The organism is Pantoea sp. At-9b (assembly GCF_000175935.2).
Classification (GTDB): Bacteria; Pseudomonadota; Gammaproteobacteria; order Enterobacterales; family Enterobacteriaceae; genus Pantoea.
On the sequence record NC_014837.1, the window covers coordinates 2015007 to 2041310 of the forward strand.

Annotated in this window: 22 protein-coding genes; 15 read left to right on the plus strand and 7 right to left on the minus strand. The window is 55.5% G+C overall.

Annotation, left to right across the window (positions count from 1 at the left end):
- The first annotated feature begins 157 nt into the window (after positions 1-157).
- The 6 genes from PAT9B_RS09245 (at position 158) to PAT9B_RS09270 (ending at position 6482) form a co-directional block, all read left to right on the plus strand.
- On the plus strand, positions 158-832 hold the full coding sequence (locus tag PAT9B_RS09245; protein ID WP_013508992.1) for a GntR family transcriptional regulator: 675 nt from the start codon (positions 158-160) through the stop codon (positions 830-832).
- A gap of 64 nt (positions 833-896) precedes the next feature.
- Positions 897-1679, plus strand: a complete 783-nt coding sequence (locus tag PAT9B_RS09250) for an SDR family oxidoreductase (protein WP_013508993.1) — start codon at positions 897-899, stop codon at positions 1677-1679.
- Positions 1680-1692: 13 nt separating this feature from the next.
- Positions 1693-2826, plus strand: coding sequence for a pyridoxal phosphate-dependent aminotransferase (locus PAT9B_RS09255; protein ID WP_013508994.1), 1134 nt, complete (start codon positions 1693-1695; stop codon positions 2824-2826).
- Between the two features lie 10 nt (positions 2827-2836).
- On the plus strand, positions 2837-3715 hold the full coding sequence (locus tag PAT9B_RS09260; RefSeq protein WP_013508995.1) for an alpha/beta fold hydrolase: 879 nt from the start codon (positions 2837-2839) through the stop codon (positions 3713-3715).
- A 25-nt stretch (positions 3716-3740) separates the two neighbouring features.
- On the plus strand, positions 3741-4964 hold the full coding sequence (locus PAT9B_RS09265) for a hydantoinase/carbamoylase family amidase (protein ID WP_013508996.1): 1224 nt from the start codon (positions 3741-3743) through the stop codon (positions 4962-4964).
- 111 nt (positions 4965-5075) lie between these two features.
- On the plus strand, positions 5076-6482 hold the full coding sequence (locus tag PAT9B_RS09270) for an MFS transporter (RefSeq protein ID WP_013508997.1): 1407 nt from the start codon (positions 5076-5078) through the stop codon (positions 6480-6482).
- Positions 6483-6518: 36 nt separating this feature from the next.
- Here PAT9B_RS09270 and idnD read toward each other — a convergent pair whose 3' ends face one another.
- The 3 genes from idnD to PAT9B_RS09285 are packed head-to-tail and all read right to left on the minus strand — an operon-like array spanning position 6519 to position 9746.
- A complete protein-coding gene (idnD, locus tag PAT9B_RS09275) occupies positions 6519-7559 on the minus strand; it encodes an L-idonate 5-dehydrogenase (protein ID WP_013508998.1) in 1041 nt (346 codons plus the stop codon).
- On the minus strand, positions 7559-8929 hold the full coding sequence (locus PAT9B_RS09280; RefSeq protein ID WP_013508999.1) for an MFS transporter: 1371 nt from the start codon (positions 8927-8929) through the stop codon (positions 7559-7561). The genes idnD and PAT9B_RS09280 overlap by 1 nt, the downstream gene beginning before the upstream one ends.
- 49 nt (positions 8930-8978) lie before the next feature.
- The gene (locus PAT9B_RS09285; protein WP_013509000.1) at positions 8979-9746 is read right to left on the minus strand and encodes an SDR family oxidoreductase; all 768 of its coding nucleotides are present in this window, start codon (positions 9744-9746) and stop codon (positions 8979-8981) included.
- Between the two features lie 286 nt (positions 9747-10032).
- Here PAT9B_RS09285 and PAT9B_RS09290 point away from each other — a divergent pair, with 286 nt between their 5' ends.
- The 3 genes from PAT9B_RS09290 to PAT9B_RS09300 all read left to right on the plus strand — a co-directional run bounded on the left by PAT9B_RS09290 (position 10033) and on the right by PAT9B_RS09300 (position 12835).
- Complete coding sequence (locus tag PAT9B_RS09290) at positions 10033-10737, plus strand: FadR/GntR family transcriptional regulator (RefSeq protein WP_013509001.1); 705 nt, start codon at positions 10033-10035, stop codon at positions 10735-10737.
- A 72-nt stretch (positions 10738-10809) separates the two neighbouring features.
- The gene (locus PAT9B_RS09295) at positions 10810-12063 is read left to right on the plus strand and encodes an enolase C-terminal domain-like protein (RefSeq protein ID WP_013509002.1); all 1254 of its coding nucleotides are present in this window, start codon (positions 10810-10812) and stop codon (positions 12061-12063) included.
- A gap of 121 nt (positions 12064-12184) precedes the next feature.
- The gene (locus PAT9B_RS09300) at positions 12185-12835 is read left to right on the plus strand and encodes a DapH/DapD/GlmU-related protein (RefSeq protein ID WP_013509003.1); all 651 of its coding nucleotides are present in this window, start codon (positions 12185-12187) and stop codon (positions 12833-12835) included.
- A 125-nt stretch (positions 12836-12960) separates the two neighbouring features.
- On the opposite strand, the gene PAT9B_RS09305 is transcribed toward PAT9B_RS09300, so the two are convergent.
- A complete protein-coding gene (locus PAT9B_RS09305; protein ID WP_013509004.1) occupies positions 12961-13929 on the minus strand; it encodes a GT-D fold domain-containing glycosyltransferase in 969 nt (322 codons plus the stop codon).
- A 576-nt stretch (positions 13930-14505) separates the two neighbouring features.
- On the opposite strand from PAT9B_RS09305, the gene PAT9B_RS09310 reads away from it, so the two are divergent.
- Positions 14506-16866 (plus strand): membrane-bound PQQ-dependent dehydrogenase, glucose/quinate/shikimate family, encoded by a 2361-nt coding sequence (locus PAT9B_RS09310; RefSeq protein ID WP_013509005.1) that lies wholly within the window; start codon positions 14506-14508, stop codon positions 16864-16866.
- A 115-nt stretch (positions 16867-16981) separates the two neighbouring features.
- On the opposite strand, the gene PAT9B_RS09315 is transcribed toward PAT9B_RS09310, so the two are convergent.
- Positions 16982-17530, minus strand: coding sequence for an ATPase AAA (locus PAT9B_RS09315; RefSeq protein ID WP_013509006.1), 549 nt, complete (start codon positions 17528-17530; stop codon positions 16982-16984).
- The gene (locus PAT9B_RS09320) at positions 17524-18156 is read right to left on the minus strand and encodes a LysE family translocator (protein WP_013509007.1); all 633 of its coding nucleotides are present in this window, start codon (positions 18154-18156) and stop codon (positions 17524-17526) included. Before PAT9B_RS09320 ends, PAT9B_RS09315 begins: the two co-directional genes overlap by 7 nt.
- A 128-nt stretch (positions 18157-18284) precedes the next feature.
- Between PAT9B_RS09320 and PAT9B_RS09325 the strand changes: the two genes are divergently transcribed.
- Positions 18285-18914 (plus strand): aspartate/glutamate racemase family protein, encoded by a 630-nt coding sequence (locus PAT9B_RS09325; RefSeq protein WP_013509008.1) that lies wholly within the window; start codon positions 18285-18287, stop codon positions 18912-18914.
- Between the two features lie 93 nt (positions 18915-19007).
- Here the strand turns inward: PAT9B_RS09325 and PAT9B_RS09330 are convergent, their stop codons facing one another.
- Positions 19008-19520 carry a DUF6622 family protein gene (locus PAT9B_RS09330; protein ID WP_013509009.1) on the minus strand — a complete coding sequence of 171 codons (513 nt, stop codon included), beginning with the start codon at positions 19518-19520 and terminating at the stop codon, positions 19008-19010.
- A 280-nt stretch (positions 19521-19800) separates the two neighbouring features.
- Between PAT9B_RS09330 and PAT9B_RS09335 the strand changes: the two genes are divergently transcribed.
- From PAT9B_RS09335 to PAT9B_RS09350, 4 genes are all read left to right on the plus strand, one after another.
- Entirely contained in the window at positions 19801-20961 is a 1161-nt protein-coding gene (locus tag PAT9B_RS09335; RefSeq protein ID WP_013509010.1) for an efflux RND transporter periplasmic adaptor subunit, read from the plus strand.
- A 2-nt stretch (positions 20962-20963) separates the two neighbouring features.
- Positions 20964-24125 carry an efflux RND transporter permease subunit gene (locus tag PAT9B_RS09340; RefSeq protein ID WP_013509011.1) on the plus strand — a complete coding sequence of 1054 codons (3162 nt, stop codon included), beginning with the start codon at positions 20964-20966 and terminating at the stop codon, positions 24123-24125.
- Position 24126: 1 nt separating this feature from the next.
- Entirely contained in the window at positions 24127-25554 is a 1428-nt protein-coding gene (locus tag PAT9B_RS09345) for an efflux transporter outer membrane subunit (protein ID WP_013509012.1), read from the plus strand.
- Between the two features lie 195 nt (positions 25555-25749).
- Positions 25750-26304: a TetR/AcrR family transcriptional regulator gene (locus PAT9B_RS09350; protein WP_223300469.1), complete on the plus strand. Its 555-nt coding sequence runs from the start codon at positions 25750-25752 to the stop codon at positions 26302-26304.

Sequence of the window (26304 nt, forward strand, 5' to 3'; positions counted from 1 at the left end):
CTTGCAGGATGTGTGCCAGCTTCCGTAAAGGGCATTGACCCACGCCAGAAATCAGCGACAATACGCACGATGAAGTGAAATAAAGCATGTATACCTGTTTGATGTTAAGGTATGCAAAACGGATCATATCAGTGCAACCTGACGAGCAAAAAGCACCATGAGTGAGCAAAAAAGCCTCTCCCGTCTGACGGGAACGTCGCTGGCGGATGGCCTGAAACAGACGTTGGAAAAAGAGATCGCCAGTGGCGTACTGGAACCGGGTAAGCGGTTGGATGAAAAGGAAATTGCCGCGCGCTTTGAGGTATCGCGCACCCCGGTACGTGAAGCCTTTCGCTTACTGGCGGCAGATGGGCTGGTGGATCTGAATGGCCGCCAGGGCGTGATGGTGCGGGCGTTGAGTATGAATACGCTGCTGGAAATGTTCCAGGTGATGGCCGAGCTGGAAGGCCTGTGCGCGCGTCTTGCGGCACGGCGAATTTCGCCGGATCAACTGGCGCAACTGCGGCAGATCCAACAGCAGATGGCGGATCAGGGCACCTCGATCTCGCCAGCGGCCTTTTATGATATGAACCTCAATTTCCATGAGGCGATCTATGCCTTTGCCCGCAATGAATTTTTAGCGGAAGAGACGCGCGCCTTACGTAACCGCGTGGGTGTCTACCGCCGCCGTGTCACCTTTCATCCGGGGCGCGTGAATAAAACCCTGGAGGAGCATGGCGCGATTCTGGAGGCGATTGCCCGTAATGATGCGGATGCCGCGCACGACGCGATGCGCAAGCATTTAACCTTGTTAGGCGATGACCTCGTGGACTTTATCGCCGGGTTTTCCTGACAGCTGTTGACTTTCCTGGTATGCAAATTGCTTTGTCTTGTATACCTAATCAGGAGAGCACAACATGAAATTGAATCTGAACGGCAAAAGCGCACTGATCACCGGTGCATCAAAAGGCATTGGTGAAGCAACGGCGCGCGTGCTGGCAGCGGAAGGTTGTACCTTGCATCTGGCGGCGCGCAACGGTGCGGCGATGCGCGACCTGCAACAGGCGTTGATCGCGGAATATGGCGTCAGCGTGACGGTGTATGAAAAAGATCTGAGTTCGACCGCGGCGATGGAATCACTGGCGGCGGAAGTTGGCGCGATTGATATCCTGGTCAACAACGCCGGTGATATCCCTGCCGGATCGCTGGATATCGTCGACGATCAGGCATGGCGCGCTGGCTTTGATCTCAAAGTCTTTGGCTACATTTCGCTGTGCCGTCTGTATTACCCGCAAATGAAAGCGGCGAAAAGTGGCGTGATCATCAATGTGATTGGTAACTCGGGAGAAAACTGGGATGCCAGTTACATCGCGGGCAGTACTGGCAATGCGGCGCTGATGTCGTTTACCAAAGCGCTGGGAGGCCGCAGCCTTGATGACGGTATCCGCGTGATTGGTATCAACCCTGGCCCGGTGGCCACCGATCGCATGCTGAAAATCATGAAACGCAAAGCGATCGATATGCTGGGCGATGAAGCCCGCTGGGAAGAACTGTTCGCGCTTTATCCGGGCAAACGTCCGGCGACCTCAGAAGAGGTGGCGGATCTGGTGGCGTTTATGTCTTCCGATCGCGCCGGTTACATCAGCGGCACCAATATCACTATCGACGGCGGCATTGCTGCGCGTGGATCGGTCATCTAACCGGGAGCGCAGCATGTCTGATATCTATACGCGTAACGCTTGGTTCGATCGCCTGTTTGCCACTGAAGGCTTGATCTGGATGGGGCAGAACACCAACCATTTACCCCCCCATCCGGCGGTGCAGGCGGCGCTGCATACCTCGGTGGCAGCCGCCGAATTTAACGCCTATGCGCCACCGCTCGGTTTTGAGTCGCTGCGGCGTGCCATCGTGGACGACATTGGCATCAGCGGTGTGGAGGCGATGGTAACCGATGGTGGGGTGAATGCGCTGGCGACCCTGTGTCGCGCGCGCTGTCGTCCCGGCACCACCTTTGTCACCACCGATCCCAGCTGGAAGTGGCCGTGTCAGTTTGCCGAGCAAATGGGTGCGCAGGTGATACAAATCCCGATCTGGAATGCCGATTGTCACTATCGCCTGACGCCGGAAGCGCTGGCGGCGGCGGTGGACGACAACACCGCCTTGATTTATCTCGTCGACCCGAATAATCCGCTGGGTATTCATTACAGCCGCGAAGAGTTGCAGGCCTTTATCGCCATTGCCCGTCGCCACAATGCGTTGTTGATCCATGATTGCACCTACCGCGATTTTGCGCCGCAGCATGTCGCCGCGCTGGGACTGGATAGCGAGCAGGTGGTGATGTCGGTGAGTTTTTCCAAATGGTTGGGGCTGGCGGGATTGCGCGTTGGGGCGCTGATTGCCGCCCCGGCGTTGCTGGCTGAGCTGGCACCCTACAACGGTGGCGTGCTGGGGGCCAGTGTCCCGGCACAGCGTGCCGCTGAAGCCGGGTTAACGGTGAAAGCCGAGTGGATGGCGACGCTGCTGGCGGAAGATCAACGTAACAAAGCACGCATCGCTGAGGCGGTGGCCGGGGTTCCGGGTCTGTCGCTGCCGGTTTATCCCTCTGGTGGCAATTTCCTGGTGATTGATGTGACGGGGGCCGATATCCGCCCGGAAGCGTTGGTGGAGTGCTACCTGCAACAGGGTATTCAGATCCGCCATGGCGGTTATCACACCGCCACCTTCGGCGATCGTTTTATCAAGGTCAGCACCACCGTACCTGCCGCCTGGGCGGAGAAATTTGCCGCGTTGTTGCCGGATATGGTGGCGCAGGCGGCGCAGCAACGTGAATTTCGCCAACCATTCTGAGGATCACTCCATGTATATCACCACCAATGATGATGTTCAGCTGTGGGTCGAATGCCACGGCACAGGGACACCGATTCTATTTATCCACGAATTTGGTGGCAATTATGATAGCTGGCAGCCGCAGATCCATGCCTTTAGCCGCCGTTACCAGTGCATCACCTATGCTGCGCGCGGTTATCCACCGTCATCGGTGCCGCACGATCTGGACGCCTATTCGCAACAGCGGGCGGTGGAGGATGCGCTGGCGGTACTGGATGGCCTGGGTATCGCGCAGGCGCATATTGTTGGCTTGTCGATGGGTGGGTTTGCCGCACTGCATTTTGGCCTGAATGCGCCAGAGCGCGCGCTGTCACTGATCATTGCCGGTGCCGGTTACGGTTGTGAACCGGAAACCGAAGCCTATTTTCGCCAGGTTTCACTGCAAGTCGGTGAAAACTTTGCCCGCCAGGGGGCCAAACAGTTCGCGCCGACCTATGCGCTGGGGGCCAGCCGCGTCCAGTTCCAGAACAAAGACCCACTGGGTTGGCAACGTTTTGCCGACCGCCTGGCAGAGCATGACTCGCTGGGTGCTTCGCTCACCATGCGCGGCGTGCAGGCGCGCCGACCGGCGTTTTATCAACTGGAAGCGCAGATTAAAGCGCTGATGTTGCCGGTATTGATCATGGTGGGGGATGAAGACGATCACTGCCTGCAACCCGGGTTGTACCTGAAAAAGCATCTGCCGGCCGCCGGACTGGCGATCTTGCCCAAGACCGGGCATACGCTGAATCTGGAGGAGCCACAGCTGTTTAATCAGTTACTGGCAGAGTTCTTTGCTCAGGTGGAGAGTGGTCACTGGGGCGTGCGCGATCCGCGCGCCAATCCCGCGCAGATTATGCGTACCGACTGATTGCCCGGCGGGACAAGGAGTAAGTATGAAGATTAACGCGGAACGCCTGTGGCAGCGGCTGATGGCGATGGCGCAGATCGGCGCGATACCCGGTGATGGCGTCAACCGGCAGGCGCTGAGCAGCGAGGAAGCAGAAAGCTGGCGGCTGATGTTGCGTTGGGCGCAGGCCAGCGATCTGGAGATGTGCAGCGATGCGGCCGGTAATTTGTTTGTCATTTTACCCGGAATCGATCGGCAGGCTGCGCCGTTGCTGCTGGGCAGTCATCTGGATAGCCAACCCACCGGCGGGCGATTCGACGGTGTGTACGGTGTGCTGGCGGCGCTGGAGGTACTGACGGTGTTGCGCGCAGGCGGCATCCAGCCCGTTTGTGATGTGGTAGCGGTATCGTGGATGAATGAAGAAGGTTCACGGTTTGCGCCGGGGATGATGGGTTCTGCCTGTTTCGCCGGGGCGCGTGAGCTGGCAACGATCCGCGCCGTCACCGATGCGCAGGGGATCGCCGTGGGGCAGGCGCTGGATCATCTGCGGCAGGCCGTGCCGCTGCCGCGTTATTCTGGTGTGCATCCCCCCGCGGCCTATCTGGAAGCGCATATTGAGCAGGCGACACAACTGGAGCAGGCGCGCGCGACCCTCGGCGTGGTGACGGGGATCCAGGGCAAAGTGACCTGGCAGGTGACGCTGCGAGGAGAACGAGGTCATGCCGGGACGGTGCCGATGACGGCGCGGCGAGATGTGTTGCGCTGTTTTACCGGTATGGCGCAGCAACTGTATCAAGCGGTGGGTGAGGCCGACCCGCAGGTGATGTTTACCATTGGTCGGCTGGAGATGCAGCCCAATGCCCCTTCGGTGATCCCGGATAAGCTGACGTTTCGCATCGATCTGCGGCATCCGCACCCTCAGCGGTTAACAGAACTCACGGCGCAGACCGAGCAGCGCATTGGCGAGCTGGCGTCTCCCTGTGATGTCACGATCACGCGTTTGAGCGAGGCGGCACCGAACGCCTTTGATCAACGTTTGCAGCAGTGGATCGCCGAGTCCGCTGATGCTCGCGGCTATCCGGCCATTCCACTGCTTTCTGCCGCCGGGCATGATGCGCGTTATCTGGCGGCGATCTGCCCGTCGGCGATGATTTTTATTCCCTGTCGCGCGGGTATCAGCCATGCCCCGGAAGAGTGGGCGGAGCCGGAGCACGTCAGCGCCGGTGCCCAGGTGTTGTTGGATGTGGCGGTACGGTGGTTGGCACTGTAGCGGCGCGATTTATCGCGCGTGTTTTAAGCCGGGGTGCGATAAATCGTGCTGCAACATGCTAAGGTGTGGAATTCTGCACGTATTTTCTGACCTGAACAGGACGCCAACGGAATGCCACACCCTTCGTCGCAACCCTCCGCCCCGGCTGGCAGCACGCTTTGGCTGGCGCTGTTGGTGGCGCTGACCTTCTTTATGGAAAACCTTGATGCCACGGTGATTGTCACCGCCATCCCACAAATGGCGCGAGAGTTTGCTGTTGGGCCGGTGGCACTGAACGTTGGCATCAGTGCCTATTTATTAGCGGTGGCGATATTTATCCCGATCAGCGGCTGGCTGGCCGGACGATTTGGCGCGCGCAACCTGTTCGCCGCCGCGATTTTGTTATTTACCCTCGCGTCGGTGCTGTGTGGCGTTAGCGACAACTTGCCATTTTTCACCTTTAGCCGGGTGTTGCAGGGCATCGGCGGCGCGCTGATGGTGCCGGTTGGCCGCATGGTGGTACTGGGGGTGACGGCAAAGAAGCAGATGGTGAAAACCATCGCCGTGATTACCTGGCCCGGACTGATTGCGCCGGTACTGGGGCCACCGCTTGGCGGTTTTATCGTCACTTACGGACACTGGTCGTGGATCTTCTGGCTGAATATTCCGTTAGGCATCCTGGCGCTGGTTGCTACCTGGTGGCTGGTGCCGCAAAGCCGTAACAACGCGACGCGCGCGTTTGATGGTCAGGGCTTTGTCTATACCGCCTTAGCCTGCGTGACGCTGGTCAGCGGACTGGAACTGCTGGGTCACAGCGAACTGACCAGCGGATTACTGTTGATATTGCTGGGGGGGACCAGCGCGGTGCTGAGCTATCGCCACAGCCTGCGTCATCCGGCACCGCTGTTGCCGTTTGGTACGCTCGCCATACCCACCTTCCGCAGCACGGCAATTGCCGGGTCGTATTTCAGGGCGTCGATCAACGCCATTCCTTTCCTGTTGCCGCTGCTGTTTCAGCTCAGTTTCGGCTGGAGCGCCGTGCAGGCAGGTTCGATGGTGTTGTGGGTTTTTGCCGGGAATCTGGCGATGAAACCGGCCACCACCTGGCTGATGAACCGTTTTGGTTTCCGGCGCATCTTGCTGTGGAATGGCCTGATCAGTCTGCTGGCGGTCCTGAGTTGTGTGTTACTTAGCCCCTCCCTGAGCTATTTCGCCATCGCTACCATTTTGTTTATCGGTGGGCTGACGCGCTCGCTGCAATTCAGTTGTTACAACAGCCTTGGTTTCGCCGACGTGCCGCAGGAGAAAATGGCGGATGCCTCGGTGATTTTCAGTATCTTTTTCCAGTTCAGTATGAGTGCGGGTATCGCAATTTCGGCGCTGCTGATGCGCATCTCAATGGGATGGCGCGACAGCACGGTGCCGGGTCAGGCGGATGTCAATGTGGCCTTTATCGGCATATCGCTGCTGGTGGCGTGTTCGCTGATCAATGTCTGGCGACTGGAGAAGAACGCCGGACAGCAACTGCTGAAGCAATGATACGTCACGGCGCGATAAATCGCGCCGTGACAGGCTTCAGAACACCAGTTGCACTTTGGCTGCGCGTTCTTTATCGGCGGCCAGTTCCAGCGCACTGACCGCTTCGGTCATCGCTATCTCAGCGGAAAGCAGCGGCAAAGGATTGATCTTGCCGGATTCCAGCCAGCGCACCGCAGTGGTGAATTCCCCGGTAAAGCGGAAAGAACCGCGTAGCTGCACTTCTTTCACCAGCAGCGGGCCGATCGGGTAGTTCACGTCAGATGCCCCCATCCCCAGTTGCACGATAATGCCGCCGGGGCGGGTAAAGCTGACGGCGGAAGCCACGGCTGCGGATGCTCCTGAGGCTTCAAAACAGACATCAAACGCACCGCCATTTTCCATCCAGCCTTGAGTGATATCACTGTCGCGTGGGTCTGTTGTCAGACTGGCCCCCATTTGCTGTGCCAGATCGCGACAACGTGCGCTGATATCGGTCGCCATCACCTCGGTCGCTCCCGAGGCCAGCGCGGCGGCAATCACCAGACACCCAATCGGCCCCGCTCCGGTGACCAGCACGCGTTTACCGGTCAAATCTCCCGCCTGACGCACCGCATGGATGCACACCGCCAGCGGTTCAGCGAAGGCGATGATTTTGGCATCGGCGCTGGCGTGATAGGGGACGCACTGTACCGGGTTGACGGCAACATAGTCGGCAAACCCACCGTTAACGTGCGGATAGAATTGGGCGCTGCCCATAAAACGCATGGAACGGCAGAGATTCTGTTTGCCTTCAAGACAAAACGCGCACTGCTGGCAGGGCTGCGAGGGATTGATCGCCACGCGTTGGCCTGACTGCAAACCGCTATCCGCCGGAGCCTGATCGACAATACCGACGAACTCATGCCCCAGCACCATTGGCTGTTGCAAAACCGACATCCCGGCCCGGCCATGCTGGTAGTAATGAATATCGGAACCGCAGATGCCGCCTCGTTCAACGCGCACCAGCACCTGATGATCATGCCATGTAATGTCGCGGGATTCACAGCGCACATCATGCGCGGCGCTGACAACAACGGCTTTGACTGTTTTCTGTTGCATCATGCTTCTCTCTGTAAATCGGATGGAGTATCAAAACGAGGGTTCGCGTTTTCCGTGGTTTTTTCACCGGGGGGCATCAGCACCTCGATTTTCCCGACCAGCAACAGATAAGCCAGGAACCCGCACAGGGCCACGGCAGCGATGTACCACATCGCGTACTGGAAATTCTGTGTGCGCTGCAAAATCACGCCAATAATGATCGGGCTGACGATGCCGGACAGATTGCCGAAAATATTCAGGAAGCCGCCAATGGTGCCGATCAAATGACGCGGGATCACGTCACTGCACACCACCCAGCCGAGGTTGGAAAAGGCATTGGCAAAGAAAGCGATGGACAAGATGGCGATGGCAATCACCGGACTGTCCTGGAAAAAATTCACCAGTGCAATGGAACAAGTCAGCAGCATACCCGCCATCACCGGCAGCTTGCGTGCGAAGGTGCGGGTGTGGCCGCGTTTCAGCAACATATCGCTTAACGTGCCGCCGCACAGCACACCCGCCATCGCCATCAGATAGGGGAACATGGCTCCCATCCCGGCTTTATCAATTGACAGGTGCAACCCTTTCTCCAGATAAACGATAAACCACGTCAGGAAAAAGTAGAGCGTTGAGGACGCGGCGAACTGCGCAATAAACAGCCCCCAGGTAATACGTTGCCGCAGGATATAACGCACCGACGACCAGTTAACGCCGGAGTTGTGATTCAACGGATTATTGGCACCGTAGCCACCGCCCTGGCGAATCACTGCCAGTTCCGCGCTGTTGACGCGGGAGCTGTGCTGCGGGTCGCGATAGGCGATCAACCAGTAGATGCCGAACACAATGCCAATCAATCCTGAGATGTAAAACGACATCTCCCATCCCCACTGGCTGACAATAAACGACAGCGCCGGGGTGAGCAGGGCCAGACCGATATATTGCGCGCTGGAGTAGGTGGCGGTGGCGCGGGCGCGTTCATGGTCGGGGAACCAGGTGGCGATGATCTTGGTGTTGGAGGGGAAAGAGGGCGCTTCCGCCACACCGATCAACGCACGGCACACCAGCAACATCATAAATGAAGCGGTGGCGGTGGTGAAAAAGTGATGCGATGCCAGGCCCATCAACAGGGTGAAAACACTCCACAATACAATGGCGCTGCCATACAACCAGCGCGAACCAATACGGTCGAGCAGATAGCCCACCGGGATTTGGCTCATGGCATAGAACCAGGTGAACATCGAGAACAGCAGCCCCAGTTGGGTGGCTGAGAGGAAGAACTCTCCCTGGATATGAGAGCCAGCAACGGACAGGTTGGCCCGGTCCATATAATTAATTGCCGTTACAACGAACAGCATCGCCAGAACAGAAAGTCGGGTACGAGTCGGTTTCATATTCAGCCTTTAGCGTGAAGGTTTTTTTATTGGTGTAGTGATGCAGGCGTTACAGGGTCGCCAGCCAGCCGCCATCGACGTAGATCATCTGACCGTTGACGTAATTTGAGGCGTCAGAAGCCAGATAAACTGCAGTGCCAATCAGTTCTTCAGGTTTACCCCAGCGGCCGGAAGGGTTGCTGTTGCACACCCATTGATTGAATGCTGCGTTATCGACCAGGGCGGCGTTCATATCGGTCAGGATGTAGCCCGGCCCGATGCCGTTGCTCTGGATATTGAACGGTGCCCATTCGGCCGCCATCGATTTGGTCAGCAGCTTGATTCCGCCTTTGGCAGCGGTGTAGGGCGCGACAGTCGCGCGGGCGGCTTCACTGGTTAGCGATCCGATATTGATAATCTTGCCGCCGCTGTTACGTGCCACCATGCGTCGCGCCGCCGCCCGTGCCACCAGAAAGGCGCTGGTCAGATTGACATCCAGTACGCGTTGCCAGTCGGCCAGCGCCAGTTCCAGCATGGGTTTGCGGAACTGAATCCCGGCGTTATTGATCACGATATCCACCGCGATCTGCTCGGCATCTAACCGGGCGAAAACCGCTTCGATTTCGGCCTCATCCGCCACATTGAACAGGAATCCGCGCGCATCACAGCCCTGTTCCCTGAGGTTTGCCAGCGCCTGTTGCATAGGTTCTTCACGGGTGCCGTTTAGGATCACGCGAGCGCCAGCCTGTGCCAGACCCTGCGCATAAGCCAGGCCAAGGCCACGGGTAGAGCCGGTAATCAACGCGGTTTTGCCGCTGAGGTTAAATAAGCTTTGCATAGAAATTTATCCCTTGATGTAACATGACTAACAAGTTGCATGGGGACGTTGTACGTGAAGCCAGTAACGACAGCAATTACCAGGGTCAGTAATTGCCGATCAGCTCACAGTTTTGCGCAGAGAATGTCTTGACGAAAATCAATGAAACTTTTGTTAAAGTAATGAAATATAATGATTTAATGGTGGTTTTGGGTGGTGAGCATTGCATCAGGAGAACATTTTTCCCTTGTCAGTCGTACCCTGAAACGTTAAAACCTCATACATGTAGGACAAGTGAGAGCAGCCGGTGAGTCTGGAAAGTATCCAAAAGCATAATGTCGTCGACGTTATCTACGAACAAATGAAGCAAAACATTCAGAACGGCGTCTGGGAGTCAGGTTGCAAGTTGCCTTCTGAAGCAGAGCTAACCGCGACCTTTCAGGTGAGCCGCGTCAGTGTACGCAGTGCGGTACAGAAGCTGCGTGATTTGGGCGTGGTGGTCACGCATCAGGGGAAGGGGACCTATGTGACCCGCGACCTCGCACGCTACGACGCCTTCAGTGATAATGCGCCGATCCTGCATCTGTCACAGGCAGAGTTCGATGATATGCGGGTATTTCGCCAGACGGTGGAATTCCGTTGCATGGAGCTGGCGGTGCAGAATGCGACAGATGACGATGTGCAGGCGCTGGAAAAGGCGTTGAATCGCATGCTGGTCAGCCGCGATGACTATAAAAAGTATTCGCTGGCGGATTATGATTTTCACCTGGCGATCGTCAAAGCCTCCCATAACAAGGTGTTTATTCACGTCATGGAGTCTCTGAAGGGGATCTATGTGCATTACCTTGAGGAGTTGAACCGGGTGTTGGGTATTACCCTGGAGAGTGTGGAAGCGCATATCAAGGTATTTATGGCGTTGAAAAACCGGGATGCGACGCTGGCCACCGAGACATTGAACAGTGCCATGACCCACAACGTGCATGCCATCGAAGACGTGCGTCACAATTCTTAATCTATAAAGCCCGTCACGGGCTTTTTTTACCGCATAACATGTAGGACATCATACAGGATAAGTGAGGATTTCATGAGTGAGCTGAAAATTACCGACGTCAAAACCATCCTTACCGCCCCAGGGGGGATTGATCTGGTCGTGGTCAAGATCGAAACCAGCGAGCCAGGACTGTACGGCTTGGGCTGTGCCACCTTTACGCAACGTATTTATGCCGTGGCGGCCGCGATTGAAAACTACATCAAACCCTTTTTAATCGGCAAAGATCCGGCACGGATCGAAGACCTGTGGCAGTCTGCTGCGGTCAGCGGCTACTGGCGCAATGGCCCGGTAATGAACAATGCCCTGTCGGGAATGGACATGGCGTTGTGGGATATCAAAGGCAAACTCGCCAACCTGCCGCTATATCAACTGTTGGGCGGTAAATGCCGCGATGGTATTGCCCTGTACCGGCACTGCGATGGCGCGGATGAAGTGGAGGTTGAGGATAATATTCGCGCACGGATGGAAGAAGGCTATCAGTATGTCCGTTGCCAGGTAGGCATGTACGGGGGAGCTGGCACCGATGATCTGCGTCTGATCGCTGGAAAACTGTCACGGGCGAGAAATATCCAGCCTAAAGTGTCGCCGCGTAGCCAGACCCACGGGGTTTATTTTGACCCGGATGCCTATGCGCGTGCGGTGCCGCGATTGTTCGATCACCTGCGTAACAAGCTGGGTTTCGGTGTGGAATTTATCCACGACGTACACGAGCGCATCACGCCGATCGCGGCGATTCAGCTGGCTAAATCCCTTGAGCCGTATCAGCTGTTTTTCCTCGAAGACCCGGTTGCACCGGAGAATATCGACTGGTTAAGTAAACTGCGTGCGCAGAGCAGCACCCCGATAGCGATGGGGGAACTCTTTACCCAGATCAACGAATGGAAGCCGCTAATCCAGCAGCAATTGATCGATTACATCCGCTGCCATGTCAGCACCATTGGTGGCATCACTCCGGCGAAGAAACTCGCCACACTGGCGGAGTTGTACGGCGTGCGGACCGCGTGGCATGGTCCGGGCGATATTTCGCCGGTTGGCGTGGCGGCGAATCTGCATATCGATATGAGTATTACCAATCTCGGGATTCAGGAATATACCCCGGTCAATGACGCGCTCCAGGCGGTGTTCCCGGGATGCCCGGAAATTGATCGTGGCTACGCCTACCTGAGCGATCGTCCGGGGCTGGGAGTGGATATCGACGAGGCGCTGGCGGCGAAGTATCCGGTTTCCGGTGGTCTGCCGGAGTGGACCAATGCACGTTTACCGGATGGCACGGCAGCACGGCCATAAACGCGACGCCAGATGGCACATTTGCCATCTGGCTGTCATCTTGTCCGGTTAGGTTAATGTCTCGTTGCTGCCCTCGCGCAGCGCAGTTATCCAGACCTCTGACCACTATGGAGTTTTCGTTATGGCACTCGCTGCTGTGCAACCGGCCAAACTGCAACAAACCGTCATTGATCCCAGCGTGCGTATGCGCGAAACCCACATTGGTCAACAGTGTGAAATCCTCGCCCACAGTTATCTCGAATATAGCGAACTGGGCGACTTTTCCTATGTAGGTGAACACTGCTGCATCGCTGATAGCCAAATCGGTCGCTTTACGGCGATCGCCAATCAGGTGCGCATCGGTGCGCCAAATCATCCGATGGATCGTGCTTCACAACATCGCTTTACCTATTGTCCTGAGTACTATGACAGCCACGCGCAGCGTGACAGTGCATTTTTTGCCGAGCGACGTGCCGACCGGGTGATCATCGGCCACGATGTGTGGATTGGTCATGGTGTGATCGTGCTGCCAGGCGTAACGGTAGGTGATGGTGCGGTACTGGCGGCGGGCGCGGTGGTGAGCAAAGATGTCGCGCCTTACACCATCGTCGGTGGTGTTCCGGCCAAGCCTATCCGTATGCGTTTTACCCCGGCGATTGCCGCGCAGTTGCAGGCAATTGCCTGGTGGCACTGGCCGCTGGAGAAACTGATGGCGCATCTCGGCGATTTTCAGTCCGGCGACATTGCTGCGTTTTGCCAGCGTCACCAGTTAGGTGAACGGCTAACGTCGTGACGCGATAACGTTTCTTTTGGATGATCTCAGGCAATCTCAAAAAAGCCATTTTTTGAGATTGCCTGAGATCAAAGAGACGCTGTCCACGGCGATAGCTGGCACAGCGCTCACGGCTGCCTGCTGTTTTACATCATCGGCTGGCGCAGGGGAGAGGGCGTTGGCACCGCTTCCGCTGCCAATCCGACATGTTGCAGAATCTGGCTGCGATAGTGTTCATCGGTGTCGACCAGCTCGTCACTTAACAACACGCCGACTTCATTGACGTTCTTCCCGGCCACCTGCACCTTGTCGCGTGCGGCGCTGCGCATCCATTCGTATTCAATATCAATGTGTCCACTGTCTATGCAACGAATTCCCTGCTGGCTGAGATCATACGCCAACACCGTTGCCGTGGGGCCAAGCGAAATCAGTACCATGTCAAAATGGCGGCCATGGGCCAGTACCGCACTGTATAAATCGTTGTAGACCGAAAAGGCATTACGGTTCAGGGTGGTAATGCGCTTTATTTCGCGTGTGCCCGCTAATAAATCATTGCCCATACCTAAACGCGTGCCACTGCCTTCCACAATTAAAATCTTTTTGTCTTTAAATAATTGCTGGAACTTGGCAAAAATCACCCCAGACAACGTTTTGTCTTTATAGTCATGATAAGGGCGGGTGACTGAGGTGTTGCCGTATAAATATTTTCTACTTAATAATGGCTCATAACGCAGAAAGCAAAATGCCTTATGAAAGAACCAGAACAGGGCAGAGCCGAAGCGCATATTGCGTGTGCTGCGGAAAGCATCGGGCAGACACAATAAACAGCTGGGGTTATGATTGACGCCCCGGCGCAAAATCTCTTTTAAGCGGATCGATAACCGTTCGTCAAATGCCTGAAAACCAATGTTTTTAAACAATGTCATCTCCAGCTCACCATCGCCGTAGCGGCTGATGGAGAGGTGATCATTGTTTAACAGCAGGTCAATTGTTTGCTCGGGTGACAGTACCTTATATTGTTTGACACGGGCATTGGCACGGGGATATTTCAACGCAGCATGTGTGAACTTAAAGGGGAAACGTAATTTGCGATAAAGTGAATTGGCACTGATCATCATTAACCTTCTTGTTATCAGCAGACCTGCTCCAGAACAGTCGCGTGACTTATATCACAACGTTGTCAGAGAGAGAGGCTGAGGAAACTCTCAAAATACCCATCCTGCGCAGTCTCTTATCATTAATAAATAACCGTCAGGTGCGAGGTTAATTAAAAAGTGAATAAAATTGCCGTCATAGCAATGGAGCAAGGAAGCCTGGATGGGAATAATCGCAATGCACGAAAACTGACCGGTTAAATTAATTCATTTGATGCAAAATGATGCAGATTGCATAGCGGCGCGATTTATTGCGCAGGTTTATCGGGATGATTGTTAATCGCTGAATGAACAAAAGATGCTATTTATCCTTACTAATGATTAATTATCCCCATCAATAATGAAACGTGATTTCAATCACAGATTGATGCGCGCTACGGCAGGTTGAAATTAGCTGCGCTAAATTGATAAGCGTTTCTTACGATACGTTTGGACATGCTGTTTAGCATTTCCTTAACGTTAGTTAAAATTATGTTGAACATCTGTAGGTTTCTTTTAAGAGAATTTAGCTAATTTTGCAAAGCTTGAGGGATAAGCATGGTTAACAAACTTACCAGTATCGTCCTGGCGATACTGGGCATCGCGCTGCTCTATATGGGCGGTAAGTTGCTGATGCTGGGAGGAAGTGCATTCTATGCACTGATGGCGGTTGGGTTACTGATCACCGCGATTTTACTGTTCAGACAACAACGTAGTGCATTGACGCTGTATGCCGTCCTGATGTGGATTACGTTGGTGTGGATTATCTGGGAAGTGGGCTTTGATAAGTGGCAATGGATTCCCCGTGGTGACCTGTTTGGCGTCATCGGCCTGTGGCTGGCGATGCCGTGGGTGGTGAAGCCGCTGTATCAGTCACAACGTCGTTTTCATCCGCTGCTGGGTGGTACGGTGATCGTGATGATTCTGGTAGTGATTGGCTTGTGCTTCTACGATCCACTGCCGCAGGCAGGCACCATCAGCAATGAACGTGTACCGGGTAACCAGCAGGGCGCGCAGAACGACTGGACCGCTTACGGCGGCTCGACCGACGGTCTGCGTTTTTCAGCGTTGAATCAGATCACCAGACAGAACGTCAACGATCTTGAAGTGGCCTGGACCTATCACACCGGCGACCTGCGTCAGGGTGATGATGCCAGCGAATACACCTTCGAAGCCACGCCGCTGAAAGCCAACGGCATGCTTTATTTCTGTACCCCGCATAATGAAGTCCATGCACTTGACCCGGAAACTGGTGCGGTGAAGTGGAAATATACCCCGGCGAAAGATCGGTCGTATTTGCAGCAGCACCAGACCTGCCGTGGCGTGAGCTATTACCAGCAGACGCCAGCCGCCACGGACAACGCGGCGGCTAATCCGGCCCTGTGCCGTAAGCGGATCTTTAACGCCACCACCGATGCTCAACTGGTGGCGCTGGACGCGGATACCGGCAAACCCTGCGCTGATTTTGGCAACAAGGGTGTCGTGGATCTGCACAGCAACATGGGCGAAGTGCGCCCACATGCGTTGATGCAAACCGCTGCGCCGCTGGTGGCTGGCAATCTGGTGATCGTCGGCGGTTCCGTGATGGATAACGGCTTCAACAGCGGCAACCCGTCAGGGGTGATCCGTGCCTATGATGTGCAGACGGGCCGCCTGGTGTGGAACTTCGACCCGGCTAACCCGGAAAACACCGCGCCAATTGCGGCGGGTCAAACCTATCCGCAGGATACGCCGGTTGCCTGGGGCACCCTGAGCGCCGACCTGAAAAACGGTCTGGTGTATGTGCCGTTTGGCAACGCCTCACCGGATGAAGTCGGTATCGAGCGTGATGCGAACAGCAATACCGAGAAATTCCGTGATGCGCTGGTGGCGCTGGACCTGAACACCGGTGCTTTCAAATGGCGTTATCAGAGTTCGAACCACGATCTGTGGGACCGTGATAATCCGTCACAGCCGTCGCTGGTGGATATCGATTATCAGGGTAATCGTCAACCGGTGGTCATCCTGCCGACCAAAACCGGCAACCTGTTCGTGTTGAATCGCCTTACCGGACAACCGGTTTATCCGGTGAATCAGGTGCCGGTATCGACGACCGGTGGCGTAGAGGGCGAGAAGTTTGCGGCTACACAGCCGGTCTCCAGCCTGAACTTTATTCCGCAGCCGCTGACGGAAAAATCGATGTGGGGCATCACACCGTTTGACCAGATGTCATGCCGTATCGACTTCCGCACTCTGCGTTACGATGGCAACCCGTGGACGCCGGCCACCGAACAAGGCTCATTGATCTTCCCGGGCAATATCGGGGTGTTCAACTGGGGGTCGGTGGCGGTTGACCCACAACGTCAGTTGCTGATTGCGGCACCGGTGCGCCTCGCTTACAAATACACCTTGATTAAGCGTACCCCGCAGACGGCCACGGAACGTATGTTCACCAAAGATGGTCAGCCATACTGGAATGAAAACTTCCACGGTGATTATGCCATCCATATCCAACAGTTGGCCTCCGACCTCGGGATTCCGTGCATCGCACCCCCTTGGGGCCGTATGGTGGGCGTGGATCTGAAGAGCGGCAAAACCGAATGGTTGCGTCGTGTCGGCACCACCAAAAACCTCAACACCAGTTTCCTGCCGGGGCGCTTCCCGATTGGTTTCCCGATGGGGATGGTGGCGCACGGTGGACCGCTGGTGACGGCAGGTGACCTGGTGTTCCATGGCGCGACGGCAGATAACTTCTTCCGTGCCTACGACAGCACCACTGGCGAACTGCTGTGGCAGACCGAACTGAGTGCAGGCGCACAAGCCACGCCAGCCACTTTTATGGGTAAAGATGGTAAGCAGTATGTGGTGATTGCTGCCGGTGGTCACGGTTCACTTGGCACCAAACAAGGTGACAGCGTGGTGGCATTCCGCCTGAAGTAAGCTGAAAAAGATGCCTTGTCGCAACACGGACCGGGCATTTTCATCCGTAGCGGCGCGATTTATCGCGCGTCTTTGATTTTGAATGCGCGATAAATCGCGCCGCTACGGTCAGGGGTTAACGTGTTAATCCCCACGCCTGATAACAGGCCTGCAATTCCGCTGCGGAAGAGAGCAACAGTTTTGGCTGCTGCCACGAAGCGAACATCTCACGATTACGCGGTTGCTTACTGCGCGTGTATAACAACAGGTAACGCAGCATCTCCCAGCTGATACGCTCCTGTTGGCCTGCGGCAACGACACCGCCAACCCGCTGTGCATCCAGTAATGTCCGACGAAAATAGCGTAACACACTGCGGGTGGTACTGATTTCGAGCAGAATCAAACCGGTGGCCCGCGCCAGCCTGTCGGGCAGACAACGTACATAGTTTCCGTCCATCACCCAACGGTGTTCAGCGATTGCCGCCTGATGCAGTTGCAGAAATTCGGCTTCACCACGCGCCTGCCAGTGGGTATTGGGCAGATGATAAAGTTGATCGAGATGGACTAACGGTAGCGCGGTTTTATGCGCAATGGCGTGGGCCAGCGTGGATTTACCGCTGTTCGACGGGCCAAGAATGCAGATGCGCGGGCCGAGATCGGCCAGAGAAAGTGCGGGTGTTACCATGACAGTCCCATCAGTTTTAGCAGCAATTGGGCGAAGCTGTGCATGGCGAAAATCACCAACACCGCACCGCCGATAACGTTAATAAAGAAACCTATTTTCTGAATGTTGATCAGTTTTGCCGAGGTCAGCAGCGCGTAGCACACCACGATCAGCCACAGGCTCATGATCAGGATATGGACCGTTGCCAGTAGCAAAAAATGGGCGAGCGCCCCCTGTTTTCCGGCAAACTGCGACACCACGGTCAGGTAGAGCATCACCGCTTTGGGATTCAGTACATTCGCCAGCCACGCCTCTTTCACGCTGGTGCGACGAGGGTGAGGGGAAACATAGGGCGAGGCGACATTGCGCCCCCGCTTGATCAACTGCACCCCAAGCCAGAACAGGTAAACCGTACCGGCGAAACTCAGCAAGGTAAAAACGGTGGGGGAATGCAGCAGCAGGGCGCTGATACCGGAGCCAATCAGCAGCGCGTGGGTATAAATACCCAGCGCAGTGCCGATAATGATCGCAGCCAGACCCCGGCTGCCTGCCGTCAGGGTATTGTTGATTGCCAGGGTGAAACTGGCTCCCGGTGACAAGGCAACCGGTAAGATGGCGATGATAAAGGCGACAAGGTTCAGGTCCATGCTTTACACGGCTTGCGGATAAGCTACTGATGGCAATGTGAAATAATTCTGATGAAATTTCGTGACTAATGCAATGCAGCTAAGCAGGATAGTGAGCTACCTCGTTGATCATGACAAAAGGATTTCCTGTGACTATCGCTTGTTTACACACCGCGGCCAGTAATATTGCCATCTTTGATCAGGCGGCGGCCAGCCTGGGTATCGCGCCAACCGCCTTAAGCCATCTGGTGATGCCGCATCTGTTGGCTGAAGCTGAATTGAGCGGCGGCATGACCCGCGAACAGCAGGCGCAGCTTACGGCGCTGCTGCACAGCCTGACCCCCTGGTTCGATGCGATTCTGATTACCTGTTCTACGCTGGGACCGGTCGCGGATAGTTTTCACAATGAGGCCAATGGTTGTGTGGTGTATCGCACCGATCGCATGCTGGCTGATGAAGTGCATCGCCGTGGCGGTAAATCACGGGTACTGTGCGCCGCAGAATCCACGCTGGCGGCCACCACGGCGCTGTTTTGCCCGGCGACGTTAGCCGGACGGCCACCGGAAGTGCGTCTGATTCCTGATGCGTGGGCGATCTTCAAAGCAGGCGATCAGCAGGGCTATCGCCGTCTGATCAAAGACGCCGTTGAGCAGGCGCGTCAGCAGGGCGCTGACCATGTGGCGCTGGCGCAGGTATCGATGGCCGTGGCGGCGCAGGACTTCCCGGAGGGACAACGCCCGCTCACCAGTCCGTTGCTAGCGTTGCAGCGTTTCGTGTAAAAAATGCCCCCTGTAGCGGTGCGATTTATCGCGCGTATTTGATTTTGACGTTGCTGTCAGAATGCGCGATAAATCGCGCCGCTACGGAACCTGTTAAGCCGGCTTTATGCGTGACCGATACCACGGAATAAACACAATCAGCATATTTCCCCAGAACACGCCCGCCGTTAAACCGCTAATTAAGCCATGCGTCAGATTAAAGGTGAGTGAATCCATCAGCTCTGGTTGTAAAACAATCGACACCGAAAGCACGTATTTGGCAATAAAGGCGACCAGCATAAAAATAAGCGGTAGCACGGAGCCGGGGCGAATTATCATCCCTGGCTGATGACTTGGCGTGGTGGGCATATTACGGCGTCCCAACAGCGCCCCCAGCAGGCCGCCCAGTAATAATCCGACCAGCATGGCACCCAGCGCGGCCAGCGGCCAGTGGGTTTCCATAAACACCCCATGAATCGCCCACAGCAGGAATAACACCGGGATCAGGAAGAGTTTACTGACCGGCACTTCACGCGTTTTAAGCGCTTTGATACCGCGTGAAAGAAGATAGATAAACAGAATCCACACCCAGATTGGCGTGTGTTGGATAATGGCGATGACCAGCATGGTTTATCTCCCATCGGTAATCTTAACGAAAAAAAAGTGGCCCCCGTCGACAGCAAATTATTAACCCAATCAGGGCCATAAATAATTGAGTGACGGGTGGTGAATGCACGATTATTTATATCAATGTAGAGCATGTTGCTTATTCAACAACCCTCACCGCTGACAATCTGGCACGCAATACAAGGTCATTAAATTCTCTCTTTTCGTTTTGCTTACATACGTTTTGCTGGTTGTTTGTTAAACTCCTGCGCTGAGAATGAACGTTCACTATAGGATTACCATGATGGTTTTTCAGCGGTATGTTATTGCAGGTCTGGCATTTTTGATTGTCGCCTGTGACCAGAGTGCAGAGAACAACCCCGGGGCAATGGTCACGGAAGTTGGCGTAACAACGCTCCAAACGCAGCCGGTTACCATAACCAGTCAACTGACAGGACGTGTTACCGGCACCATGACATCGGATGTGCGTCCTCAGGTCGGCGGCATTATCCAGAAGCGTCTGTTTACCGAGGGTGATGAGGTTAAAGCCGGTCAGGTTCTTTATCAGATCGATCCTGCCAGTTATCAGGCCAGTTATGACGAAGCGGTCGGACAGCTAAAAAATGCCGTCGCCGTGGTTAAAAGCAGCAAACTGAAAGCCGAACGCTATGCGGCGCTGGTGAAAGAAAACGGCGTTTCCCGTCAGGATGCTGACGATGCGGAAGCCACTTACCAGCAAAACCTGGCGTCAGTGACGCAGTATAAAGCGGCGGTTGAGAGCGCCCGCATCAACCTGAATTACACGCAAATTAAAGCGCCCATCAGTGGCCGCATTGGTATTTCATCCGTGACGCCAGGCGCGCTGGTGACGTCAGAGCAGACCACTGCGCTGGCGACCATTCGTGCGCTGGACCCGATCTATGTCGATCTGACGCAGTCCAGCGTGCAATTGCTGAAACTTAAACGTCAGCAGGCCTCGCTGCACCAAAACCCTGACGAAGTGCCGGTAACGGTGCAACTGGAAGACGGTTCAACCTACGATCGCACCGGTAAGCTGGAACTGACGGAAGTGTCAGTGGATGAATCAACCGGTACCGTCACCTTGCGGGCTATTTTCCCCAACCCGGATCACCAATTGTTGCCAGGCATGTATGTGCGCGCCACGGTCAGCAACGGTGTGAAAAATGATGGGCTGTTGGCACCGCAGCAAGGCATTACCCGCGATGCGAAAGGCAATGCGACTGCGCTGGTGGTGGATAAAGACAACAAAGTGGAAAGCCGTGCGGTAGTGACCGATCGGGTGATTGGCAACAAATGGCTGATCGACAGCGGTCTGCAAAGCGGCGATAAACTGATTGTTGAAGGAACCGGTAAAGTACAGCCGGGGCAGACCGTGAAAGCGGTTGAAACAGGCACCACTACGCCGACTGATGCCAGCGCGAACACCAGCGGAGGGAACTGATTATGTTGGCTCAGTTCTTTATCCGACGGCCGGTTTTTGCCTGGGTGATCGCCATCTGCATTATGATGTTCGGTATCCTCAGCATCAAAAACCTGCCGATTGCGCAATATCCTGATGTGGCACCGCCGCAAATCAGTATCCAGGCCACCTATACCGGTGCGTCAGCGGAGACGCTGGAAAGCAGTGTCACCCAGGTGATTGAGCAGCAGCTGACCGGCCTCGACGGTTTGCTCTACTTCTCCTCCACCAGTACCGCGTCTACCGGTCAGGTCAAAATCACCGTCACCTTTGAGCAGGGCACCGATCCGGATATCGCTCAGGTGCAGGTACAGAACAAAGTGCAACAGGCGGAGAGCCGTTTGCCCGACGCCGTGACCCAGCAGGGTGTGACGGTCGAGAAGGCGCAGAGCGACTTCCTGTTGATCATGGCGCTGTACGACAAAAACGACAAAGCGACCTCGTCCGATGTTGCCGACTACCTGGTCAGTAACATGGAAGATACCCTGGCGCGTCTGCCAGGCGTCGGTAGCGTGCAGGTGTTTGGTGCAGAATACGCCATGCGTATCTGGCTGGACCCGGCCAAACTGGCCTCCTATTCGCTGATGCCTTCTGACGTGGAAACCGCGCTGGAAGCACAGAATACCCAGGTGTCTTCGGGGCAAATTGGTGCACAACCGGCGAGCAAAGAACAACAACTGGTCGCCACCGTGCGTTCCCGTTCACGTCTGCAAACGCCGGAACAGTTCCGCAATATCGTGCTGAAGAGCCAGACCGACGGTTCGGTGGTGCACCTGAGTGACGTCGCACGCGTGGAAATGGGCGATGACGACTACAGCGCCAACGTGCTGGCTAACGGCCATCCGGCATCGGGTATCGCGATTCAGTTGGCGTCGGGGGCCAATGCGCTCTCCACCGCGGAGAACGTGAAAAACACCGTGGATGAGTTCCGTTCCAGCCTGCCGACCGGCTATGACATTGCCTATCCGCTCGACAGCACCGACTTCGTCAAAATCTCGATTGAGGAAGTGGTTAAAACGCTGGTGGAAGCCATCATCCTCGTGGTGATCGTGATGTTTGTGTTCCTGCAAAACATCCGTACCACCTTGATCCCGGCGATTGCCGTGCCGGTAGTGCTGCTGGGCACCTTTGGGGTGCTGGCGGTGTTTAACTACTCAATCAACACCCTGACGATGTTTGGGGTAGTGCTCGCCATCGGGCTATTGGTGGATGACGCCATCGTGGTGGTGGAAAACGTCGAGCGTGTGATGCGCGAAGAAGGGCTACCACCGCGTGAAGCCACCGAAAAATCGATGAAGGAAATTACCGGTGCGTTGATTGGTATCGCGCTGGTGCTGTCTGCGGTATTCCTGCCGATGACCTTCTTCAGTGGTTCCACCGGGGTGATTTACCGTCAGTTCTCCATCACTATCGTCTCCTCGATGGTGCTGTCGGTGGTGGTGGCGCTGACGCTGACGCCAGCATTGTGTGCAACCTTGTTGAAACCGCACGATCACGAAAGCGGCCAGAAAGGGTTCTTCGGCTGGTTTAATCGCAGCTACGAAAAAATCCAGGCGCGCTATCAGGAGAAAGTCGGCCATGTGGTGCATAGCTCGGTGCGTTATCTGTTGTTGTACGCGGTGCTGCTGATTGGCTGTGCCTTTATGTACCTGCGTCTGCCGACCGGCTTCCTGCCGACCGAAGATCAGGGTTACATCATGGTGCAGTACACGCTGGCACCGGGGGCTACCGAAAACCGCACCAGCGAAGTACGTCGTCAGATTCAGCAATACTTCGCCACCAAAGAGAAAGATAACGTCAACGTCAGCATGCTGGTGAATGGCTTTAGCTTTGCCGGTAGCGGGCAGAATGCGGGGATTGGCTTTATCTCCCTGAAGAACTGGAACGATCGTAAAGGGGCGGAAAACACCGCCGACGCTATCGCCGGTCGCGCCATGATGAATCTGTCTGGTATCCGCGATGCGCAGGTGTTTGTGCTGTCGCCACCGTCGATCTCCGGTCTGGGCCAGTCGAACGGCTTTACCTTCGAGTTGCAGGCGCGCGGCAACACCACTCGCGACGATTTACTCAAACTGCGCAACCAGCTGATCGCCTCCGCCAATCAGGACCCGGTACTCAGCAGCGTGCGTGCGAATACCTTGCCGGATCTGCCGCAGTTGCAGGTGGATATCGACGATGAAAAAGCGCAGTCGCTTGGTTTGTCGGTCAGCAATATCAACAGCACGCTCAGCGCGGCGATTGGCGGTACTTACGTCAATGACTTCACCGATCGTGGCAGGGTGAAAAAGGTCTACATGCAGGGTGACGAGGATTTCCGCAGCAAACCGGAAGATATCGATAAATGGTTTGTCGCCGGTACCGACAGCGATGGCAACACCACCATGGTGCCATTCTCGTCGTTCTCCTCTTCACACTGGTCTTACGGCCCGGATGTGCTGTCGCGCTACAACGGTCTGTCATCCTATGAAATCGAAGGTTCTGCTGCGTCTGGCAAAAGTTCGGGTGATGCGATGACGGCAATGGAAAAACTGGCGAGTAAACTGCCGGCGGGCACCACCTATGCCTGGAGTGGCCTGTCGTATCAGGAACGCCTGTCAGGTAACCAGGCGATGTCGCTGTACGCCATTTCGCTGATTGTGGTGTTCCTGTGTCTGGCAGCGCTGTATGAAAGCTGGTCGGTGCCGTTCTCGGTCATGATGGTGGTGCCACTCGGCGTATTCGGTGCGCTGCTGGGGGTGACGCTGCGTGGGCTGGAAAACGATGTCTATTTCCAGGTGGCGCTGCTGACCATCATTGGCCTGTCGGCGAAGAACGCCATCCTGATCGTCGAATTTGCGGAGGAGAATTACCGTAAAGGGGAAAACCTGGTGAAAGCTGCGGTTCATGCGGCCGCCATGCGTTTGCGTCCGATCATTATGACCTCGCTGGCGTTTACCGCCGGGGTACTGCCGCTGGCAATATCCACCGGTGCAGGGGCGAACAGCCGTATCGCCATCGGTACGGGCATCATCGGTGGGACGATTTCCGCCACGCTGCTCGCCATTTTCTTAGTCCCGCTGTTCTTTGTGCTGGTCCGTCGTGTGTTCCCAGGCCTGCCGCATAGTCATGCGAGCCACACTGAATCTGCTGAGAAGACGGGGGAATAACATGTCAGCAAAATTTTTGGTGGTGTTTTTACCCTGTTTCCTCGCGGGTTGTATGTCACTCGACCCGGACTACAAACGTCCGGCGTCACCGGTTGCCACCACCACGCCGAGCGGGGATGCCTATCGCTCATTGCAAGGTGCGCAGGCGGCTAACTACCGTGATATTGGCTGGCAGGAATATATTCTTGATCCCCAGTTGCGTCAGGTGGTGGCGATGGCGCTGGATAGCAGCCGCGATCTGCGTGAAGCGGTAGCCAGCGTGAAATCGGCCCATGCGCAGTATGGCGAGGAACGTTCTAACTTGTTCCCGACCATCAGCGCCGGACTCAGTGGCACGCGTTCGCGTGCGCTGACCGGCGAGGGCAATCAGACCGCGATCAGCAACTCTTACAGTGCGGAAGGCAGCGTCAGCTCGTTCGAACTGGATCTGTTTGGCAAGAATCAGAGTCTGACGCGCGAACAGTATGAAACCTACCTCAGCACCCTGGAGGGGGCACGCAGCACGCGTCTGACCGTGCTGTACAATACGGTGGATTACTGGCTGACGCTGGCAGCCGATCGCAGCAATCTGGCGATCGCCAAAGAGACGGCCGAAAGCGCACGTCAGTCGATGGAGGTGACGCGTAAGCAGATGGAGCATGGCACGGCTTCGATGGTGGATGTCTCGTCGGCGGAAACCACTTACCAGTCAGCCATGGCGGATGTTGCCAGCTACACCACCGATGTGGCGCAGGACAAAAACGCGCTGGACCTGGTGGTGGGGCGCAGCGTGCCGGATAACCTGTTACCGGCCAATATCGATGCGCTGGGACAGGCGTTCCGTGAAGTTCCTGCCGGAATTTCATCCGATGCCTTGCTGAATCGTCCGGATGTGCTGGAAGCGGAGCATAACCTGAAGTCAGCCAATGCCAGCATTGGCGCGGCACGGGCCAACTTTTTCCCGAGCATCTCGCTGACCGCCAGTGGCGGTGTCGGCAGCTCCGATCTCTCGTCGTTGTTCAAAAACGGTGCCGGGATCTGGTCCTTCGCGCCGAGCATATCACTGCCGATCTTCAGTGGTGGTTACAACGTGTCGTACCTGAAATACACCAAAGCGCAGAAGGAATACTACGTGGCGGCGTATGAGAAAGCGGTGCAAACCGCCTTCCAGGAAGTGGCGGATGCGCTGGCACGACGCGGTACCATCAATGATCAGTTGACCAGCCAGCGTAATAACGTCGCGGCATCGCAGACCTATTATCACCTGGCCGATCTGCGTTATCGCAATGGGATCGATACTTACCTGAATGCGCTGACCGCGCAGCGCACGCTCTACACTGCGCGTACCAGCCTGGTCAGCACGCAGCAGGCGTATTACCAGAACCTGATCACCTTCTACAAGGTGATGGGCGGCGGTACGGCGTTGAAAGAATCTGAACTGAAGCTGTAAGCCACACCCCGGGCCGATTTCGTGTCGGCCCACGGTAAAATGTAAGCGGATTTTTGCCACTGCTATCGGCAAAAATCCGCGTGCTGTATTATGCCGCACCTTAACGACAGGGGCGGATACGTAGCGGCGTGATTTATCGCGCAGTTTTTTGCATTTAAGGAATTAAATTTGACCAGGGCAGACCAGCAAGATTTTTTGCACCAGCGTAAACAGCTGATTATTGCTGCGGCAAAAGTCTGTTTCAGTCGTTCTGGTTTTCATGGTGCCAGCATGGCGGATATTAGCGCCGAAAGTGGCTTGGGTGCCGGGCAAATATATCGTTATTTTAGCAGCAAGGAATTATTAGTCAGCGAAACGGTAAAAGTGATTGCGGCTGACTGGCGGATTTTTCTGCAAAACAAACTTACGCAGCAGCCTCGGGTTCAGGATATTATTGTCAGAGACTCGGCATTCTGGCAGGACTGGTCATTACAGGACCAATGCTTGTTACTCGAAATGTATTCAGAAGCCTCGCGTAATGATGCCATTCGCGATATTTTGGCTAATGAGGAACAGCAATTAGTTGCTACGCTGGATAATCTGTTGCAGCAACGATCACCAGAAATGACAGCGGAAACGCGCTTAAATAAAATTCACTTTTTGTTGTTATTAATCGATGGTGCTGCCAACCGTACTTTTGCTGATAATGATCTCAATCAGCGGGAACTGGAGCGGATTAGCGCTATCCTGACTCGCCATCTTCTGTTTTAA

Bases quoted from the DNA above. Each gene is read 5' to 3' on its own strand.
- PAT9B_RS09295 (WP_013509002.1), top strand. From the start codon at position 10,810: ATGAGTGAGCTGAAAATTACCGACGTCAAAACCATCCTTACCGCCCCA.
- PAT9B_RS09300 (WP_013509003.1), top strand. From the start codon at position 12,185: ATGGCACTCGCTGCTGTGCAACCGGCCAAACTGCAACAAACCGTCATT.
- idnD (WP_013508998.1), bottom strand. From the start codon at position 7,559: ATGCAACAGAAAACAGTCAAAGCCGTTGTTGTCAGCGCCGCGCATGAT.
- PAT9B_RS09340 (WP_013509011.1), top strand. From the start codon at position 20,964: ATGTTGGCTCAGTTCTTTATCCGACGGCCGGTTTTTGCCTGGGTGATC.
- PAT9B_RS09285 (WP_013509000.1), bottom strand. From the start codon at position 9,746: ATGCAAAGCTTATTTAACCTCAGCGGCAAAACCGCGTTGATTACCGGC.
- PAT9B_RS09320 (WP_013509007.1), bottom strand. From the start codon at position 18,156: ATGGACCTGAACCTTGTCGCCTTTATCATCGCCATCTTACCGGTTGCC.
- PAT9B_RS09250 (WP_013508993.1), top strand. From the start codon at position 897: ATGAAATTGAATCTGAACGGCAAAAGCGCACTGATCACCGGTGCATCA.
- PAT9B_RS09270 (WP_013508997.1), top strand. From the start codon at position 5,076: ATGCCACACCCTTCGTCGCAACCCTCCGCCCCGGCTGGCAGCACGCTT.
- PAT9B_RS09255 (WP_013508994.1), top strand. From the start codon at position 1,693: ATGTCTGATATCTATACGCGTAACGCTTGGTTCGATCGCCTGTTTGCC.
- PAT9B_RS09260 (WP_013508995.1), top strand. From the start codon at position 2,837: ATGTATATCACCACCAATGATGATGTTCAGCTGTGGGTCGAATGCCAC.
- PAT9B_RS09335 (WP_013509010.1), top strand. From the start codon at position 19,801: ATGATGGTTTTTCAGCGGTATGTTATTGCAGGTCTGGCATTTTTGATT.
- PAT9B_RS09265 (WP_013508996.1), top strand. From the start codon at position 3,741: ATGAAGATTAACGCGGAACGCCTGTGGCAGCGGCTGATGGCGATGGCG.
- PAT9B_RS09245 (WP_013508992.1), top strand. From the start codon at position 158: ATGAGTGAGCAAAAAAGCCTCTCCCGTCTGACGGGAACGTCGCTGGCG.
- PAT9B_RS09310 (WP_013509005.1), top strand. From the start codon at position 14,506: ATGGTTAACAAACTTACCAGTATCGTCCTGGCGATACTGGGCATCGCG.
- PAT9B_RS09345 (WP_013509012.1), top strand. From the start codon at position 24,127: ATGTCAGCAAAATTTTTGGTGGTGTTTTTACCCTGTTTCCTCGCGGGT.
- PAT9B_RS09305 (WP_013509004.1), bottom strand. From the start codon at position 13,929: ATGATCAGTGCCAATTCACTTTATCGCAAATTACGTTTCCCCTTTAAG.
- PAT9B_RS09280 (WP_013508999.1), bottom strand. From the start codon at position 8,929: ATGAAACCGACTCGTACCCGACTTTCTGTTCTGGCGATGCTGTTCGTT.
- PAT9B_RS09330 (WP_013509009.1), bottom strand. From the start codon at position 19,520: ATGCTGGTCATCGCCATTATCCAACACACGCCAATCTGGGTGTGGATT.
- PAT9B_RS09315 (WP_013509006.1), bottom strand. From the start codon at position 17,530: ATGGTAACACCCGCACTTTCTCTGGCCGATCTCGGCCCGCGCATCTGC.